Source organism: Spirulina sp. LEGE 11439, assembly GCF_059821285.1.
This window is the reverse complement of sequence record NZ_JCAMRX010000048.1, coordinates 22,477-40,337: the sequence shown is the minus strand read 5'-3', so window position 1 is coordinate 40,337 and position 17,861 is coordinate 22,477. Positions and strand designations below refer to the sequence as shown.

The following is a 17,861-nucleotide window of genomic DNA, read 5'->3' as shown; positions in this document are numbered from 1 at the left end:
TGAGGAAATGCCCTCCCAACAAACAACACCTCACAAAATTGCAATATGCACGATCGCATCCCCTTGATTGATCAAAGGATTTTGCGTATGACCGATGACTAATCCCGCCACATTAGCACGCGCAGAAACCGTTTTTTCGCCAAACGCATCAAAAATCGTACCGATCGCTTGCCGTTTTTCCACTCGATCTCCTAAAGTCACAGATAAGCGTAAAATCCCGCTTCGAGACGCACGAATCCACTTAGAAGCATGAATTTCTACCGATTCCGATACAGGGTCTATGGTGATGGGACTCGACATTTCTAAAGCAGCCATAACGCGAAAAACCCCTTCAACACCGATACGAATAGCCTCGCGATCGAAGCGTAATGCTTCCCCTGCTTCATAAAGTAATACGGGGATTCCTTTTTGTCCGGCAGCTTCTCGCAAAGATCCATCTCGTATATTCGAGTGCATCATCACCGGTGCCCCAAATTCCCGCGCAAAGCGATAAGTTTCTGGATGTTGCAAATTAGCGCGAATTTGGGGTAGATTGGTGCGACCATTAGAAGCCGTATGTAGATCGATGCCGTGGGTGCTGCGACTGACAATTTCTTCCATAAATAAATGCGCCAAACGGGAAGCTAAAGACCCTTTGGGAGAACCGGGAAAACAGCGATTTAAGTCCCGACGATCGGGAAGATAGCGAGATTGTTGTAGAAAGCCAAAAATATTCACAATAGGGACAGTAATTAAAGTTCCTCGGAGATTTTCAGATTGGATCTGTTTGACGACTTGGCGAATAATTTCCACTCCATTTAACTCATCGCCGTGAATAGCCGCACTCAGCCATAAAGTCGCCCCCTCTTCCCGGCCATGAATAACCGTAACAGGAAGAGAAAGTAAAGTTTGCGTCGGCAATCGCGCCACTGGAATCTCTACACGCTGGTGTTTCTTGGGAACAAAAGTGAAAATCTGACGATAATTAGTATCCAAAACTCACTAATAATTGTTCATTGTTCATTGTCAATAGGGAATGCGATCGCGCGTTTTCCCGGAAGTGGCATTTTTGGCAATAAATTCAATAATTTTTCCCGCTACATCAATATTTGTTGCCTTTTCAATACCTTCCAAACCGGGGGAAGAGTTCACTTCCATCACCACAGGTCCGTGATGCGATCGCAGCAGATCCACCCCTGCAACCCGCAACCCCATCGCCTTCGCCGATCGCACAGCAGTACTGCGTTCTTCTGGGGTCAATTTAACGATTTCCGCCTTCCCCCCTCGATGTAAATTAGAACGAAACTCCCCTTCTGCGCCCTGTCGCTTCATGGCTGCAATGACTTTCCCACCCACCACCAAACAACGCAGATCGGCTCCTCCGGCTTCTTTAATAAATTCCTGCACTAAAATATTGGCATCCAAACCCCGAAAGGCTTCGATTACTGATTTTGCCGCTTGTTGAGTTTCAGCTAACACCACCCCGATCCCTTGCGTCCCTTCTAAAAGTTTAATCACTAAAGGCGCACCGCCCACCGTTTCGATCAAGCCATCGATATCTTGAGTCGCATGGGCAAATCCCGTCACCGGCAAACCCACCCCATCCCGCGCTAAAATCTGTAGACAGCGCAACTTGTCTCGCGATCGCGAAATCGCTTGAGATTCATTGGCACTAAACACCCCCATCACTTCAAACTGACGCACCACCGCAGTCCCGTAAAACGTCCTGGATGAACCAATACGAGGAATTATGGCATCAAAGGCTTCGAGAGGCTGACCTTTATAAACAACAGTAGGCTTGTGAGAGGTAATATTCATATAACAGCGTAGGTAGTTTACTACCCGCATCTTGTGGCCGCGGTCTTCTCCCGCTTCTTTCAGGCGTTTGGTAGAATACAATTGGTCATCTTGGGATAAAATCGCAATTTTCATTGGGTTATTGTCAAGGCTATTCTTCGTCACTATCGGCTTGGCTGTGTTGCTGAGGATTTTGAACGTAGGAATTGCCTGCATCTACCAGAAAGCGCCGTCTTACTGCTTCCCGTCCCAAGAGCATCCTAAACCCCATTTCATCGCGATTGGTCAGAGTTACTTCTATTCCCCATTGTCGTCCGCCTAATTTTACTATAGTTTGAATGACGGGGCGTAATTGCGCCTTGCCGCTAGAACTACGGACGCTGCGGCGATCGTGCAAAAAGGCTTCGGCGGTGACAACGCGATCGCTATCTCGCTGGTAAGGGTGAACGCGAAAACGAACTATTGTTTGGCCATCGCGTTCAAATTCCGCGATCGCAAAAGCGTGCAACGCTGACGATCGCGCCCCTGTGTCGATTTTGGCTTTAATTTCGGGAATCTTTAGCTCGGGCAAAGCCACGTACTCGCGCCAGCCAATAATGGGAAGTTGAGACATTTCAATTCGTCATTAATCATCCACAATTATTAACGATCGATGGAAGAGAATAAAGTTTTTCGTTTGATTTGGCGCTTTAACGCTTTTGTCATTATGGGGGCGGGACTCTTGGCGATCGCCGTCCTCGGGTTTGCTGCCCTCAGCATTCTCAGAGATACGACTCGAGAACGACAGGTCAGCAATATTGTCAATATTGATGAAGAAAGCGAAATTGCAGAAAATTTGCACTTTGGCGAACTTCGAGAAATAGCAGGAACACCTTATTTATTGCTGCCTTTATATTCCCATCAAGCTTACAATCGCGTCTCTTATGAAAAATCAACCGAATCAACCCGAAATTTTCTCTTTTTCGAGAGCGAGACTGGAGAAAAACGCTGGTTATTCGATCGCAATGACTATTTAATCGTCAGCGATCGCGCTCTCGCAGAGTCTTCCCGCGATGCTCAACCCCAAACCGTTCTGGCAATTTTGTATTCTCTCGTGAAAGAAGACAGCGACGGCGATAAACGATTGAGCGATCGCGACTTATTAACTCTCGCGCTGAGTAAACCTACGGGATTAGAATATCAAGAAATATTGACGGATATAGAAAGAGTTTTGGGGTACAAGCTCATCGATCGTGAAACCCTCATTATTTTTTATCAACAGGCAGGAAATGCTTACTTTGCGAAAATTTCTTTAAATGACTTTACCGCGATCGAGCAAACAAAATTACCTGTTGTCGAAAAAAAGTGAATGAACGATCCAGATGAGAGTATGCGCTTTACCAATAATCTTTTGCGCGATCGAGAGCAAAACAACAAACGATCCGGATGCTATAGCGATCTAGCTGTCAGAACAAATATAGGCGATTATAATAGTCGTTCAGATTGGAGCGAATGAAGATCATGCAGCCCTTGCTAAAGGCATTTCTGAAACAACACCTCCCAAACTCTCTCAACCCTTCTTTATCCTTGCTTTGCATTGCCAGCATTGTTGGCTTTACCGTTCCAGAATGTCTTGCTACTGCTTTGCCCTCAGAAACCCCAAAGAGCGATCGCCCCCTTTCTCCTCCATCCCTAGAACCTCCCTTTGCGGCAAACCTTAAAAAAGAAATTAAACCGACTCCAATTCCCGAACAACCCGAACCGATTGATTTCGTAAAAGCCTTTGAATTAGAAGAACCAGAAGAACTCAAAACATCTCTCAGTCCTTCTCCTCTCCCCAAATCCGAGCCGAGAAATACTCACAGCATCGATCGAGACAGTCCTTTATTAACCCACAAAGATTTTACGCCTTTCTTGCAAAGCGATCGCAGTGTTAGCGAGGCATCTCAACCCACATTCCCACAAGATTACATCACCTCTAGCACCGTTCTCAATACTGACTCCTCAGAACTAGCTGCAATAAATCCCTCATTTTTTCCTCAACATCCAGAAAATCAGTTCGGATTAAACCTCGAAAAAGAAATTAAATTCGCTCAAATTCCCGAACCGCCAGAACCCATCGAACCCGTAGAACCTTTTGAGCCGGAAGAACCCGAAGAACCCGAAACGCCACCAACATCCCCTCCCATCCCCGAACCCGAGACTGGAGATATCCAAGTCGATCGCATTATCATTCAAGGGAGTACCTTCTTCTCCGACGCAGATTTTGCGCCGCTCATTCAACCCTATCTCAATCGCCGCGTCAGTGAGGAATCCCTACAAACCCTCGCCGATAGTATTACCGAACGCTACCTCGAACAGGGCTATATTACCTCTCGCGCCGTTCTCGATACCAATTCTTTTGCCAGTGGCGAGATTAAACTCCGGGTTCTCGAGGGCAGTATCGAAAAAATCGAGGTAGAAGGGATGCAAAAGTTAAGCGCAGCTTACGTGCGCGATCGCGTTCGTTTGGGAGCCGGCGCACCTTTAAATACCGGGAAACTAGAAGACCAACTGCGCCTACTGCGGGCAAATCCCCTCATCGATAATATTGAAGCCAGCTTGCGAACCGGTAGCACTCCCATCCAAAGTATTTTAATCGTCCGCGTTACTGAAGCCGATCCCTTTCGTGCCAGTGGCAGTTCCGACAACTATTCTCCCCCGAGTGTGGGTTCCGAACGCTTTGGATTCAATGTCGGTTGGTTGAATACCACCGGGATCGGCGATAGCATTTTCTTGGGCTATACCCGTACCACCCGAGGGGGTTCGGATACGGTCAATTTCAACTATAGCGTGCCGTTAAATGCGATGGACGGGACTCTTAGCTTGAGAACCTCTCTCAACCGCAATAATGTCGTTCAAGAAAATTTCAGCGCCCTCGATATTAGTGGCAATTCCACCCTCTACGAAATCAGTTTTCGCCAGCCCCTCGTCAAAACCCCTCGGGAGGAATTCGCCCTTTCTGTGGGTTTTGCTTATCAAACCGGACAAACGTTTACCTTTCTCGGCGGGACTCCTTTTGGTTTCGGCCCGGAAGCCGATGGGACAACCACCACCAGTATTTTTAAATTCGGACAGGATTATATTCGCCGAGATACTGCTGGAGCTTGGGCCTTGCGCTCTCAGTTTAGCTGGGGAACGGGACTTTTTGATGCAACTATCAATTCTGGGTCGATTCCCGATAGTCGCTTTGTCAGTTGGTTGTTGCAAGCACAGCGCGTTCAAGTTCTCAATGAAAACAATTTCTTGATTATTTCCGCCGATTTGCAACTATCGACGGAACCGTTGCTCTCTTCTCAACAATTTGTTGTGGGTGGAGGTCAATCCGTGCGCGGTTATCGTCAAAATGCTCGCTTTGGTGATAATGGCTTGCGTTTTTCCGTGGAGGACCGCATTACTTTAGTAAGAAACGAAGCCGGAAATCCGACTTTTATCCTTGCACCTTTTTTCGATCTCGGTTGGGTCTGGAATAATCCGGATAATCCCAACCCGCAACCCGTCCCCGATCAAACCTTTATTGCGGGAATTGGCGTGGGGTTCATCTGGGAAGCGGTGCCGGGGCTGAACCTTCGTTTGGATTTGGCTTATCCTTTGGTTAATTTAAGCGATCGCCAAGTCAATGCTCAAGATGATGGCTTATACTTTAGCGTTTTGTGGAATTTCTAACGGGAGTTCACTGGCTATGACGCTGTTGTTCAAAAAAGCGATCGAGGATTTCAGATTTTTGGTGGGGGTTGATTTCGGATGATTCAGCGCGGACGGCGTAAGAGCCTCGTTCCTGTTCGGTGAGAAAAAAGCTGGTTTTCTGTTCTGATGGTTCGACTCGTTCTCGGGAAAAGTTGGTTTGTTCGATTGTGTTGATGGGATGAACAATTTCTTGGGGGATGTTGGCGAGTTGTTGAATTCCTTGACAAAAAGAGAAGTAAAAAACGAGGCTACCTAAACGAACCCGATCGCCTTCTTGCAACAAAATGCGATCGCTGACGGGTTCTTGATTGACATAGGTACCATTGGTACTATTTAAGTCTTGTAAATAAAAACCGCGATCGCTGACATATTGAATCGCGGCATGATTGCGAGAGAGGCGATCGTCGGCGATGGAAATTCCCGCTTTTTTTCCCCGTCCGATGGTCCAAATATTTTGCGGTTGAAAAAGTTTTTGGCTTTGGGTGCCGACCAAATTGGCAATTAAGTAAACCCGTTTCGCTTCGACAACGCCCATAATATATTTGTATTTTCCTCTCGATCTCGTGAGGGCGCGATCGCTGGCATTCTCCAATTGGAGAATTTCCTCGAGCAAACCGCGATCGTTCTCATAAAGATTCAGAAAAACTTGATACAAACCCAATTTTTGTTCGAGTTCTAACATGGACTGAGGGGGTGAGGGGTCTTCCCCTCTAGATTAACCGAAGATTTGCCGGATCGGGAATAGTCGCGAGATTCCGATCGGAAGACTGCGATCGCATCATTTTTTAGTTTTTAGCAAAATTTCTTAACTTTTTCTGATTTTTATGATAAATTTTGATAATATCTGTAATATAATGCAACAAAGTTTTTAAGAAAAGGAGATTAAAGATGTCAGATTTCTTTCTCGAGCCCGATGAAGCTAAAACCTTTGGCGATATTGAATATATGCGTCAGCCTAACACCGTGACTCACACATTTCCCGGTAATGTCAATAACGGTGGCTCTTTTGCTGTGACCAAGCAAATCAATGCAATGGAAGAAAAAGTGCTGGACGCGCGCCCCGGTTTTGGCACGGCTTCCACACCCAAAGCGTCTACTCCTGCAACCCCCGCCCCCAAAACGCCTACCCCTCGTCCTAACAATACTCAATCTTCTGGTGGCATCGATTTTCTGAAAATGGCTAAAGGTATCAAACGGTAAGTTGGCCAATTTGAACCGACAAGCAACAAATAAGGAGAGCAATAACTCGCTCTCCTTTTTCTTTGTTGTCAAAATCACTTTAACGCATAGTGACAAATTCTTCCGCCGAACTGGGGTGAATGCCCACCGTCGCATCAAAATTAGCTTTGGTTGCGCCAGTTTTCAGAGCGATCGCAACGCCTTGGATAATTTCCGCCGCACTATCCCCCACCATATGCGCTCCCACCACGCGATCGCTTTCGGTATGGACGATGAGTTTCATTAAGGTTTTCTCATCTTTACCCGCAAGGGTGTAATACATGGGGCGGAATTTGGAGCGATAGACTTTAATCTCGTCCCCGTATTTTTCTCGCGCTTCTGCTTCGGTTAAGCCTACGGTAGCGGCTTCGGGGGTGGTAAAGACGGCAGAAGGGACATTCTCATAACTCATGGTTCGAGATTGGCCGCCGAATTCCGTATCGGCAAAAGCTCGCCCTTCATTAATCGCAACTGGGGTTAAATTCATGCGATCGGTACAGTCTCCCACGGAATAAATATTTTCTTCAGCAGTTTGACTGTATTCATTGACAGCGATCGCGCCCTTCTTCACTTCAATTTTAGTATTTTCTAACCCCAAATTTTTTAAATCGGGTTTGCGTCCCGTGGCCGCAAATCCCACGACATCAGCAATAACCGTTTCTTCTTCTTCTCTATTGAGAGTGACTTTTAAACCACCGTCTGTCTTTTCAATCGCAATATCCGTACTATTGTTTAGCAAGCGAATGCCGTGTTTTTGCATGGCCTCTTGAATTTCAGTGCGAATATCCTCATCAAACCCGCGTAAAATTTTATCAGCGCGGATGATTTGCGTGACCTCACTGCCCAATCCGTTGAGAATACAGGCAAATTCGCAACCAATATAACCACCCCCTAAAATCACAATACGCTTAGGTTGTTCGGGAAAGTGGAAAATATCATCAGAGACGATCGCGTGTTCGATCCCCGGAATTCCCTCGGGGCGATGGGGTTTGCCGCCAACGGCAATGAGAATTTTATCGGCTGTTACTTTTTGCTCTCCGACTTCCACGGTATGAGGATCGAGCAATGTGGCGCGGGCATTAAACAATTGCACTTCAGCCTTGTCTAGCATTCCTTCATAAATGCCCTTTAACCTTGTTGTTTCATTATTAACGGCGGTAGTCAGTTGCGACCAATCAAAAGTACGCTCTCCCACCGTCCAGCCATAACCACCGGCTTCTTCAAACTGTCCGGGAAAATGGGAGGAATAAACCATAAATTTTTTGGGGACGCAACCGCGATGAACGCAAGTTCCCCCCAAAAGATTGTTTTCAGCAACCGCCACTTTCGCACCATATTGAGAAGCGCGTCGGGCGGTGGCAACGCCACCAGAACCGCCGCCAATGACAAAAAGATCGTAATCGTAACTCATATTTTTTGTTGTTGGTTATTGGTTATTAGTTGTTGGTAATCGCTCGAGCTTTCCTTGCTTCCTCTACCTTACAATTCCTTGAAGGGCACTGACGAGAACGGAGAGGGCTTTATCATGGGCGGCTAATTTTAATTCCATTTCCCGTAATTGAACTTTGAGGGCAGTAATGTCTTCTTGGCTGTTTTCCAGATCGGTTTCGAGAGTTTCGGGGATTTGGTCTTGTAGCGATCGCAAGGCGGTTTCAAAACTGTCTAAGGTTTTTCCTTCCAAGCGATCGAGACGCACGCGATTAATTTCCACGCCTCCTTCATAGTTCGCCAATTGGGTTTGCGTGGTTTTAAGATTTGCCACCAACCAGCCTAAAACAATCCCTAATGTCAAAATTGTTCCCACCGATAAACCCGCCAGCCACAAAAAGCGATTCTTCAAGCGACCCAATTGACGATTGTAGTAATCGTTGTCAGAAAGGGCAACAAGTTTTAATTCCCACAATTCTCGCGCCAACTCTTCGATGCTTTTTTCCTCGGGCTGGGTTGAGGATAAAGCTGAGATTTCTAGATCGGTTGCTTCTACATCCAAGGTGGCGCGATCGCGATCGAGGGATGAGGAGGGAAAAGTCGGTAGAGGAGGAGAAGGAGCGATCGGATGCGGGGAAGTCGGAGATTTTCCTTGAGGGAGAGAAGCAAGGGGAGGCTGAGAACGTTTAATCGCTTTGGGTCTCTGAGGATTGGTCGGAGTTTGTTTCTCGTTCGCCAGATCGGAATTTGCCAGATCGGAATTTGCCAGATCGGACAAAATCGACATTAAGTCCGAGACGGCAATATATTGGTTGGCATTTAACTGTTTTTTTAACAGTTTTTTAGAGCCATTATTATTGTCATTGCTTGCTCTGATCTTAGCCATATCTGTTGATGAACTCCCCCTCATTGCTATATTAGCCATTAACCGAGTTCATGGGGTTGGGTTTTTGGGGCTGGTATTGTCGTCTCAACCCTCATGCCCAAACCCTAAGTCTTATGGTAACAGTTACCTATAAAATCATTGAGTTTAAGTCCCCGCTAAATTACCGTTCATTGATAACTGATGACTGGTAACTGATTTAAGATGCTCCAGGCATCGTTGTATTTTCTTCTCGGTCGGGTTCAACAAAGTCGCCGCGCAATTGTTGCCTACCATTGCGAATGACCCGCAGCATTTCCCCTAATTGCTGTTCGATTCGCACCAATACCGCATCAGCATACTCGTCTGCCCCATCTTGAATTTCCTCGCACTCCGCGATCGCAATCTGTCGCATTTGTTCGAGTTCCTGTACGGCCTGCATTCGCATTTGCTCGATTTCAGCGAGGGTTTGTTGTTGGAGTTCCTCGCACTCTTGGCGCACGGCTTGACGCACTTGAGTGGCTTCGGTTTCGGCTTGGCGCACTAATCCCAATTCGTCTAAAAATTGTGCGGCTTGTTGTTTGGCCGAGTCAACAATTTCTTGGGCATATTCCTCAGCTTGCAGGAAAATTTCTTCTTTTTGGCGCACGATCTGCATGGCTTCCTCGAAGGCTTCGGGAAGATTGATCCGCACGTAGTCGAGGCGATCGAGCAATTGCTCTTCATCGACGATGGTTTTGCGGGTTAAGGGAATGCGGGGATTATCTAAAATTAATTCTTCCAAGCGGTTGAGTTCGGCTTGAATGTCAAATCCTAAGACTCGACCGCGATCGAATCCATCGGGTTCGCGATATTCGGCGTTACTTAGGGGGTCTTCTTGTTGTAGCATCGATAGAGTTCTCGGGCGACGTTGGAGGGAACGAGGTGATCGATTTTACCGCCAAATTGGGCAATTTCTTTGACCACGCTACTACTTAAAAAACTATACTCGGTGGATGTCGCTAAAAAAACGGTTTCGATATCCGCCATGAGGGTTTTATTGGTATGTGCCATTTGCAATTCTTTCTCAAAATCCGAAAGAACGCGCAAACCTCGTAGTAAAATCTTAGCCTTCTTGTGCTGGGCATAGTCTACGGTTAAGCCGCTAAAGTTGTCCACTTCAACGCGATCGAGGTGTTGGATGCAGGTGCCAATTTGTTCCATACGCTGTTCTATGGAAAAGAGCGGTTTTTTATCGGGATTGCATAATACTGCCACAATCACCTTGCCAAACTGTCGGCTACCGCGTTCAATAATGTCAAGGTGTCCTAATGTAATGGGATCGAAACTCCCCGGATAGATTGCGATCGCGCCTGCCATTTTTGCCCTCTGCTCTGAAGGGATTATAGCTTATCGGGCAACAAGCAACGAATAACAAAAGGGTTGGCTTTTATCCTTGATTTTATCCTTATTGTTGGAGATCGGCGATCCAGTATTCGGGAATTTCTGCTTCTGCATGGATAGTAATTTTTTCACTGCTTGTTCTGCTATAAATTCCGTGCGGAGTTCCATCCTGAGTTTGCGTTCTTGAATGGTAAATGTTGCAAATCCGGTTATAGCAGCAGTAATTAGGGCTGTTATGGCAGCTGTTAAAATAGTCGAGAATATTGTTTTCAATGGATCGGCCAGCTTAAAATTCAGCTTAAACTCAGATGGAATTCTTTACTGGCACGATCGCTTTGTTTAACGTATTTTCTAACGTAAATTGCGGCGGAATAATTCGCCACTCCAAAGAGAAAATAACCCGTGAGGAAAATAACCCACAATGAGTCCTAATGTTAAGGCAAACATCATACCACCAACCATATTAATTTCTATCTGAGCGGAATGAAAGGCAATTTGTCCGAGAATGTAGAAAATAATTGCGCCCCAAACTGCTTTATTACGGAGTTGCCAGCCTTGGTACATTCCCAAAACCATGCAAATAAAGAGAGAAGGATAAAATAGATAGAGTGAGAGTTGATGAATTGTGTCTGATGCAAACATAATTTTAAGAAAGTAAGGATTTTCCGGATATATCCCTTGAGTCTTGATGGTACGAACACCAGAACTCAAAAATACTCGCTTTTCAATTTAACAGCAGATTGTGAAAAGGGTTGGAATTTACTTATTTTTTTTACAACAACGATAATAAACTTTACTGAATATGGAGAATTTCCGGCGATCGCCTCGTTCTGTGTGACATAGACTACCAAAATCTAGAAAAAATCATTGAGTTTTGTTACACAATATTTAGATCGGTTACTTTTGCAATGATTTTGTTGTTTAAATTTTAACTTTTTTGAACGCTCTATTTTAAAAATAGAAAGAAAGAATTTTTATGAGTCATGGGTATTATTTTTTATTTAAACCTTGTCATTTGGACTCGATAACGTTGCTTTTTCGTGACAGCAATTTCCCCTACCTCAATGCGTCCTTTCCCTCGCAAAGAAATCAGATCGCCAGATTTTACATTATAACTAGGTTGTTTGATTTCTTTCCAGTTTACCCGCACGTCTCCAGAAGAAATCGCTTCTACCATTTTATTGCGAGACATTCCTAACCCTGCAGATGCGATCGCATCTAAACGCAAAGATGCTTCTACTGTTGTCATTTCTTTCTTTTTCGGAGGACGAACTTTTAATTCCTCAAGTGCGATCTTTCGGACTCGGACGGGAACCGATCGCACCTGTACCAAACTTGTCTCTAAAAACGCCACTAATTCCGGAACAACGATCGCTTGTGCGCCGCGTTCTCCTAATACGAGAATATCGCCTATTTTGTCTCGGACCACACCCGTTCCTAATATTGCGCCTAAAAAGTCGCGATGGGTCGCAGGATCGAATAAAAAATTGCCTGCAATATCGATCGCAGCTAATTCGACTTGCGACTCATCTAAAGGTAATTCAGAACGTGCAATCGCAATTCTTTGACGTTCTGCTTGAGGATATCCTCCCCAAGTTAAGATCTCAAATTCTGTCAATTTAGCAAACTTTTCTCGCACTTCTATGAGTACGGGAGGGGAGAAAAAATCTGTCACCGTGACTTCCCAAGTTTTTAAGGCTTGTTCGGCGCGATCGATAACGCGAACCATTTCTTCGCGGTTTTCAGTTCCTTTTAATAGTTCCTCTTTCATGATTTCTGGTTACTGGTTATTGGTTGTTTGTTATTGGTTGTATATCCTCTTCTCCTCCTTGCTCATATCCTTTGAGGAGAGGTAATATATTATTATGCAATCCATAATTGTTGAGCAAAACGAATAGAAAAAGTTGCTAAAATAATGCCACTCACTCCTAAGATTCCATAACCGAAGCGAGGAAACTTATTTAATACAATTCCTGCGGCCATGGATAAAGAAATAATACCATAGGCGAGGCGTTCTGAAGAGTCGCTGCGTCCGGAGGTTAAAATTAAGCCCAAGCTAAACAAGCCGTAAAGTGTTGCAACTGGACTCAATTCTTTTCTGGTCAACCAAAGTAATATAATCCCACCAATAACGATAAAAATGGTTAGAAATGGATCGCCTCCCAATAACCAAAGAATAAGGATCAAAAATGCACCACCATAGGGAGAAATTGCACCCAAGCGATCGCGAAATTTCCAGAGTGCAAAGGCGATCGCGCAGATAGAGCAAAAAGCCAAAGGATGAGTTATTTCTTTAATCCCTCCCGCATCGTAATTGGGAACGCCGATCGCCACATACATGAGAATTTGCCACCAGTCTAACAGATCGATGGTTCGCGATCGCCCCCACGCTTCTTGGACGCGCACAAACGCCAGAGGATCGCCAAACTGCCACCAGCAATATAAGCTGTACAGTATAATTCCGGCTGCTATACTTAAACTGGCAAAATAGGCAATTTTTCTGCGACTTTCTCGCCACGACAGGAGCAAAAAAGCAGGAATCATGGCGATACCGGGTCCGCGAGTTGCTGTTGCTAATATTCCCCAAAGTGACATTTTAACATATTCTTTTTTCTCGAAGGCTTGTAAAGTGATAACTGTTAATAATAAAAATAATCCCTCTGTATAAATAACCGTACCATAGAGAGAATAGGGACACCATGCTAACACAGCGATCGACCATTTTGCCGCACCAATTCCATTGCGCTCTTTAACCCATCGATAGAGGAAAAATATTGCACCCAAAAAGGCAAAATTATTAATTGATATGCCTGCGAGTTCGGGAGAAAATCCAATCCGTGTCAACGAAGAAATAAGAAGGGGATATAGAGGAAAAAAAGCGACAGAATGCTGCTGGTTATCATTAATATATTCATATCCTTGCGTCGCAATTTTTAAATACCATTCCCCGTCCCACCATGCAAAAGATTGTAAATCGATCGCGGGTTGAATATGTCCGGAAGGAATCTCTAAAAGCGGTGCAATTCCCCATAACGCTAACAGAATCAGCAAGCGACTCCATAACCATATTTTAACTACAAATCGGAAATCTTCATTTTGGATCGCGCTCATTGGGTAGAAATCTATCGTCGTATTGATTTTTCAGGAACGAGAATAGATTATACTTTAGTTTGTTGTCCTTTGCTTCATTTTGATTAGATCGCCTTGCGATCGCAACAACAGCCTAAGTTATTTGTCGAGAAAGATATCTTACTTGTTCTTGAAAAACTTAATTTGATATTGACTTTTGAGTAAGTTTTTAATTAAAAACAAGAAGTGAGTAAGGAACGACAATTCTAGGAAAAATAGTCGTTTTTTCACTCTACTTCAAAAAGATAAGGTAAAATATCATTAATGAATCTGGATTGACCGATCGCATATTTCTGGAGGAGACAAAGAAAAAAGTTGAGGCCTATATTTAGAAGCCTAGTAACCGATGATCGCTCCCAAATCTTCCCCTCGCACTCCCTCAACTCTCTTCTCCTCAAACACCCCGATCTCACCCAAAAATCCCCTCCGCCGAAATCGTCTTGAGCGATCGGAACGCACTCTTGGTACAATAACCCTAGCCAAAAAGAAATTAGCTGCGATTAGAGCGTTGGCGATCGCTTCATTTTCAACCAATCAAAAATTTGCACGACATTAATTTCAAGCTCGATTCCAGTCAATACGGGCAAGCGATCGTCTCGAACGAAAATAACGGGTTCTTGTTTGGGTCGAAAAACAAGAATAGAGCGATCGCTCGGGTCGATAAACCAACCTAATTCGCTCCCGTGTTTCAAACAATATAAGATATTAGCCGTAACGCGATTGGAAGATTGGTCTGGAGAGAGAATTTCAATAGTCCAATCGGGAAATGAGTTAAACTTATTAACAAGCTCTCCTTCTGGTGTCAAAGGAATTCGCTCCCAACACAATACGGAAAGATCGGGAACGAGGGAACGACCCCCGAAAGTACAGCGCAATTCGGGAAAAGCACAAGCAATCTCTGCACTTTCTCCAATTTGATTAATTGCTTCGCAAAGTTTGAATTGCAATCGACTGTGTTGAGTTTGAGGCATGGGTTTTTGTCTGGCTTGTCCGTCATATTCCCATGCTGGTGATTCCTCAATGTCGAGAAGTTTAAGGAAGGTTTCAAGCGTTAAAGGTTTAATGGGTGTGGCAGTCATGGCAACAATATTTCCCCTTTGTCTTAATGATGACATGAATTGGGATAGAGGCGATCGCACCCAAAAATTGCCCCAACCAAAATCCTCTTGAGCGATCGCGACGCTCTCTCGGTACAATAACCCTAGCCAAAAATGACTTGTTCTCCTGTAGGGGGTAAACTCAATTAATGTTGCCCGAACCCTCGTTCGCTGAGTAAAAACGACTGAAGTATGAAAAACCGCCAGCGCTTAGGACTACTGATTCTCACCATGACAACTCTTTCTATCGTTGTCGCGGGAGCCGGTATCGCATATCTCTATCAGACTGCACTACAACAAGAACAAGAGCAATTGGTGGAGGAGGCCAAACGCCAAGCGCGTTTCCTCGAAAATCTCAGAAGCAGCGAGGAAAATGAAGAGAGTCTGGTTAAAACCCTGACGGAAAGCCTCAAAGCGACTCCCGACTCTACCCGCACGGGAGAAACTATCTTGGCCAAACGGGACGGCGATCGCATTGTCTTTTTACTCAGTCAGCGTAACGGGGAAACCAGCACTCCCAACCCGATCCCCTTGGTGGAACAAGAACGGGCAGAACACAGCCGCAAAGCCGTTCTCGGAGAATCGGGAAAATCCATTGGTCAAGACTATAGCCAAATCGCCACGATCGCTGCCTATGAACCCGTTGCCGATAGTGATTTGGGTGTCGTGGTCAAAATTGACCTCGATGAATTTCGCGCCCCCTTCCTGCAAGTTTCTCTACTGGGAATCGTGGCCGCGATCGTTGCCAGTGCCATCGGCGCGATCGCCTATCTGCGTTTGAGTCGTCCCATGTTTCGGGAATTGGAAGACAGTGAACGCAGAAATCGCGCTATTGTCGAAACGGCTGCCGATGGGGTCATTGTCATTGACGATCGCGCCATTATCGAAACCTTTAACAGCAGTGCCGAGAAATTATTCGGTTACAGTGCCAAACAAGTCATCGGGCAAAGTATCGATAATCTCCTGCTTTCTTTTGCGGAAGGAGAAGTCGAAGCCGCCCTTTTTGGTACATCTGCTCTGCAACCCGCTTCCCTCTCGGAAGAAAGCGTTCAAGAAATTGAAGTTACCCCCAACTCTCAACCCTCAACCCCCAACCCCCAAAACCCGCCCCCCATGTCCGCAAAACGGGAATTAATGGGGCAGCGTCAAGATGGGACGATTTTTCCCCTTGAAATTGCCGTCTCGCGTCTCACCAAAGGCAAAAATAAACGCTTTACCCTCCTCGTGCGGGATATCGGAGAACGGAAAAAAGCAGAAGATGCGATCAAACGCTTAAATGAAGAACTGGAATTGCGAGTAGAAGAACGCACGACGCAATTAATGAGCCTAAATGAAGAACTCCTGCACGAAATGGCAGAACGCAACAACGCGGAGGAGTCCTTTCAGGAGTTAGAAAAGCGCTTCCGCACCCTCTTCGATCGCTCTGGAGTCGGGATTATTCAAACCAATAAATCCGGGCAATTCCTGAAAGTGAATGCCAAATTCCGTCAATTGGTGGGATATAGCGAAGGGGAATTGAAAGAGAAGACGTTTCAAGAGTTAACCCATGCTGACGATCTGGGAAATGCGATCGCGCAATTTCGCCAACTGGTTGAAGGAGATATCCCCAATATTTCCGTCGAACAGCGATATCTCGATCGCGAAGGGACGGAAGTTTGGGTGAATTTGAGCGGTTCTGTGGTTCGCAACGCCATGGGAGAGGTCGAGTATTTCCTTGGAGTCGTGGAAGATGTCAGCGATCGCGTGGCAGCAAAATCCGCTCTCATGGCCACAGAATCCACCCTGAACAGCTTCTATAACAGTACTTCGATGATGATGGGCATTATCGAGATCGCCGAAAGCGATATGCGCCATATTTCCGATAATGCCGTGACGACGGAATTTTTCCGCCTCTCTCCCATCACCATGCACAACCAACTCGCTAGCGATATGGGGGTTCCCGAAGATATTCGCCGCTACTGGATCGATCATTGTCACGAAAGTCGCCAACTCGGTAAACCCGTTCAGTTTGAATACGCTTACGAAATGGATCTCGATGAGGGAGAAACCGATATTCGCTGGCTATCGGCGACGGTTTGCCCCATTCCGGGACAGCAACGCTTCTCTTATATGGTGGAGGATGTCACGCAACAACGACAGCAAAATGAGTCTCTGCGCCTTGTTAACGAACGTTTAGAAGATTCCACCTTCGAACTGGATGCCCGTCGCCAAGGCATGGAAAAGTTAGGGGAACTGACGGATTTTCTTCAAGCTAGCTTAACTCTCGAAGATGCTTATAATGTCATTGCCGAATTGATGGCTCCTTTATTTCCTCAATGTTCTGGCGGGGTTTTTGTGGTGAATGAAGCCGGAAATTTGGTGGAAGCGATCGCCTCTTGGGGCGAGCATTTTAATAGCGAAACGATCTTTTCTCCCGAGGATAGCTGGGCGTTGCGACGAGGAAAAGTACATTGGGTAGATGAGTCTCATCCTCGCCTTCTCAGCAAACACGTTCATCGCGATCCCTTGCCCGCAGAAACTTTGAGCGTACCTCTGATCGCCCAAGGAAAAACCTTGGGACTGCTTTATCTTACTTCTCCAGAACGAGGCGTACTTTCCCTCGGAAAACAGCAGTTTGCTCAAACCGTGGCGGAACAATTGGGAGTTTCTTTGCTGAATATTAAAATGCGATCGAATTTGCAGATCGATAGTATCCGCGATGCTTTAACCGGATTGTATAATCGCCGTTATTTAGAAGAAGCCTTAGAACGAGAAGTGTACAGTGCAGCACGACAAAATCGAGCGATCGGGATCGTCCTCCTCGATATCGACCATTTCCGCAACTTTAATAATACTTTCGGTCACGAAGCGGGAGATTTGGTCTTAAAAACCGTAGGCGGTTTTCTGCGGCGAAGTTTGCAAAATTCCGATTTGGCGGCGCGATATGGTGGGGAAGAATTTGCACTGATCTTACCCGATAAGTCTTGGGAAGAAACTAAAGTCAGAGCAGAACAATTGCGAGAAGGGGTGAAACATCTCAATTTCGAGTATGCCAATCAACAATGCGATCGCATTTCCGTTTCTATCGGGATGGCGATGTTGCCCCCCAATGGGATGACTCGCGAGGCATTGTTGCAAAGCGCAGAGATGGCACTTTCTCGCGCTAAAGTAGAGGGACGCGATCGCGTTTGTACGCCAGAAGGATGATTTTAACGAACAATGATTAATTTTCAATGGGGAGATGCGATCGCAACAATGATGAGAACATGATGATTACATCATCG

At 45.6% G+C, this 17,861-nt stretch carries 17 protein-coding genes; 4 read left to right on the top strand and 13 right to left on the bottom strand.

Annotation, left to right across the window (positions count from 1 at the left end; translation table 11 throughout):
• Nucleotides 1–30 precede the first annotated feature (30 nt).
• From AC6RV6_RS23695 to AC6RV6_RS23685, 3 genes are read right to left on the bottom strand one after another with little or no spacing between them, the layout of a single operon-like run.
• A complete protein-coding gene (locus AC6RV6_RS23695; RefSeq protein WP_500243352.1) occupies nucleotides 31–975 on the bottom strand; it encodes a succinylglutamate desuccinylase/aspartoacylase family protein in 945 nt (314 codons plus the stop codon).
• A gap of 30 nt (nucleotides 976–1,005) precedes the next feature.
• Nucleotides 1,006–1,911: a 30S ribosomal protein S6--L-glutamate ligase gene (rimK, locus tag AC6RV6_RS23690; RefSeq protein WP_500243351.1), complete on the bottom strand. Its 906-nt coding sequence runs from the start codon at nucleotides 1,909–1,911 to the stop codon at nucleotides 1,006–1,008.
• Between the two features lie 16 nt (nucleotides 1,912–1,927).
• The gene (locus tag AC6RV6_RS23685; protein ID WP_500243350.1) at nucleotides 1,928–2,389 is read right to left on the bottom strand and encodes an ATP-dependent zinc protease family protein; all 462 of its coding nucleotides are present in this window, start codon (nucleotides 2,387–2,389) and stop codon (nucleotides 1,928–1,930) included.
• 39 nt (nucleotides 2,390–2,428) lie between these two features.
• Between AC6RV6_RS23685 and AC6RV6_RS23680 the strand changes: the two genes are divergently transcribed.
• Nucleotides 2,429–3,124, top strand: coding sequence for a hypothetical protein (locus AC6RV6_RS23680; RefSeq protein WP_500243349.1), 696 nt, complete (start codon nucleotides 2,429–2,431; stop codon nucleotides 3,122–3,124).
• 152 nt (nucleotides 3,125–3,276) lie between these two features.
• Nucleotides 3,277–5,460: a ShlB/FhaC/HecB family hemolysin secretion/activation protein gene (locus AC6RV6_RS23675; protein WP_500243348.1), complete on the top strand. Its 2,184-nt coding sequence runs from the start codon at nucleotides 3,277–3,279 to the stop codon at nucleotides 5,458–5,460.
• A gap of 7 nt (nucleotides 5,461–5,467) precedes the next feature.
• Here the strand turns inward: AC6RV6_RS23675 and AC6RV6_RS23670 are convergent, their stop codons facing one another.
• The gene (locus AC6RV6_RS23670; RefSeq protein ID WP_500243347.1) at nucleotides 5,468–6,163 is read right to left on the bottom strand and encodes an FHA domain-containing protein; all 696 of its coding nucleotides are present in this window, start codon (nucleotides 6,161–6,163) and stop codon (nucleotides 5,468–5,470) included.
• A 206-nt stretch (nucleotides 6,164–6,369) separates the two neighbouring features.
• On the opposite strand from AC6RV6_RS23670, the gene AC6RV6_RS23665 reads away from it, so the two are divergent.
• Entirely contained in the window at nucleotides 6,370–6,681 is a 312-nt protein-coding gene (locus AC6RV6_RS23665; protein ID WP_500243346.1) for a hypothetical protein, read from the top strand.
• Nucleotides 6,682–6,760: 79 nt separating this feature from the next.
• Here AC6RV6_RS23665 and gor read toward each other — a convergent pair whose 3' ends face one another.
• The 9 genes from gor to AC6RV6_RS23620 all read right to left on the bottom strand — a co-directional run bounded on the left by gor (nucleotide 6,761) and on the right by AC6RV6_RS23620 (nucleotide 14,580).
• A complete protein-coding gene (gor, locus tag AC6RV6_RS23660) occupies nucleotides 6,761–8,110 on the bottom strand; it encodes a glutathione-disulfide reductase (RefSeq protein WP_500243345.1) in 1,350 nt (449 codons plus the stop codon).
• Nucleotides 8,111–8,173: 63 nt separating this feature from the next.
• Nucleotides 8,174–9,013, bottom strand: coding sequence for a hypothetical protein (locus AC6RV6_RS23655; RefSeq protein WP_500243344.1), 840 nt, complete (start codon nucleotides 9,011–9,013; stop codon nucleotides 8,174–8,176).
• Nucleotides 9,014–9,209: 196 nt separating this feature from the next.
• A complete protein-coding gene (locus tag AC6RV6_RS23650) occupies nucleotides 9,210–9,878 on the bottom strand; it encodes an ATP synthase subunit B family protein (RefSeq protein ID WP_500243343.1) in 669 nt (222 codons plus the stop codon).
• Nucleotides 9,854–10,348 (bottom strand): pantetheine-phosphate adenylyltransferase, encoded by a 495-nt coding sequence (gene coaD / locus AC6RV6_RS23645; protein WP_500243342.1) that lies wholly within the window; start codon nucleotides 10,346–10,348, stop codon nucleotides 9,854–9,856. Before coaD ends, AC6RV6_RS23650 begins: the two co-directional genes overlap by 25 nt.
• A 30-nt stretch (nucleotides 10,349–10,378) precedes the next feature.
• Nucleotides 10,379–10,645, bottom strand: coding sequence for a hypothetical protein (locus tag AC6RV6_RS23640; protein WP_500243341.1), 267 nt, complete (start codon nucleotides 10,643–10,645; stop codon nucleotides 10,379–10,381).
• Nucleotides 10,646–10,723: 78 nt separating this feature from the next.
• A complete protein-coding gene (locus AC6RV6_RS23635; protein WP_500243340.1) occupies nucleotides 10,724–11,014 on the bottom strand; it encodes a hypothetical protein in 291 nt (96 codons plus the stop codon).
• A gap of 355 nt (nucleotides 11,015–11,369) precedes the next feature.
• Nucleotides 11,370–12,143 (bottom strand): photosystem II electron transport protein, Sll1252 family, encoded by a 774-nt coding sequence (locus AC6RV6_RS23630; protein WP_500243339.1) that lies wholly within the window; start codon nucleotides 12,141–12,143, stop codon nucleotides 11,370–11,372.
• A 92-nt stretch (nucleotides 12,144–12,235) separates the two neighbouring features.
• The gene (locus AC6RV6_RS23625; protein WP_500243338.1) at nucleotides 12,236–13,483 is read right to left on the bottom strand and encodes a mannosyltransferase family protein; all 1,248 of its coding nucleotides are present in this window, start codon (nucleotides 13,481–13,483) and stop codon (nucleotides 12,236–12,238) included.
• 518 nt (nucleotides 13,484–14,001) lie between these two features.
• Complete coding sequence (locus tag AC6RV6_RS23620; RefSeq protein ID WP_500243362.1) at nucleotides 14,002–14,580, bottom strand: Uma2 family endonuclease; 579 nt, start codon at nucleotides 14,578–14,580, stop codon at nucleotides 14,002–14,004.
• 210 nt (nucleotides 14,581–14,790) lie between these two features.
• On the opposite strand from AC6RV6_RS23620, the gene AC6RV6_RS23615 reads away from it, so the two are divergent.
• Nucleotides 14,791–17,784 (top strand): diguanylate cyclase, encoded by a 2,994-nt coding sequence (locus AC6RV6_RS23615; RefSeq protein WP_500243337.1) that lies wholly within the window; start codon nucleotides 14,791–14,793, stop codon nucleotides 17,782–17,784.
• Nucleotides 17,785–17,861: the final 77 nt, after the last annotated feature.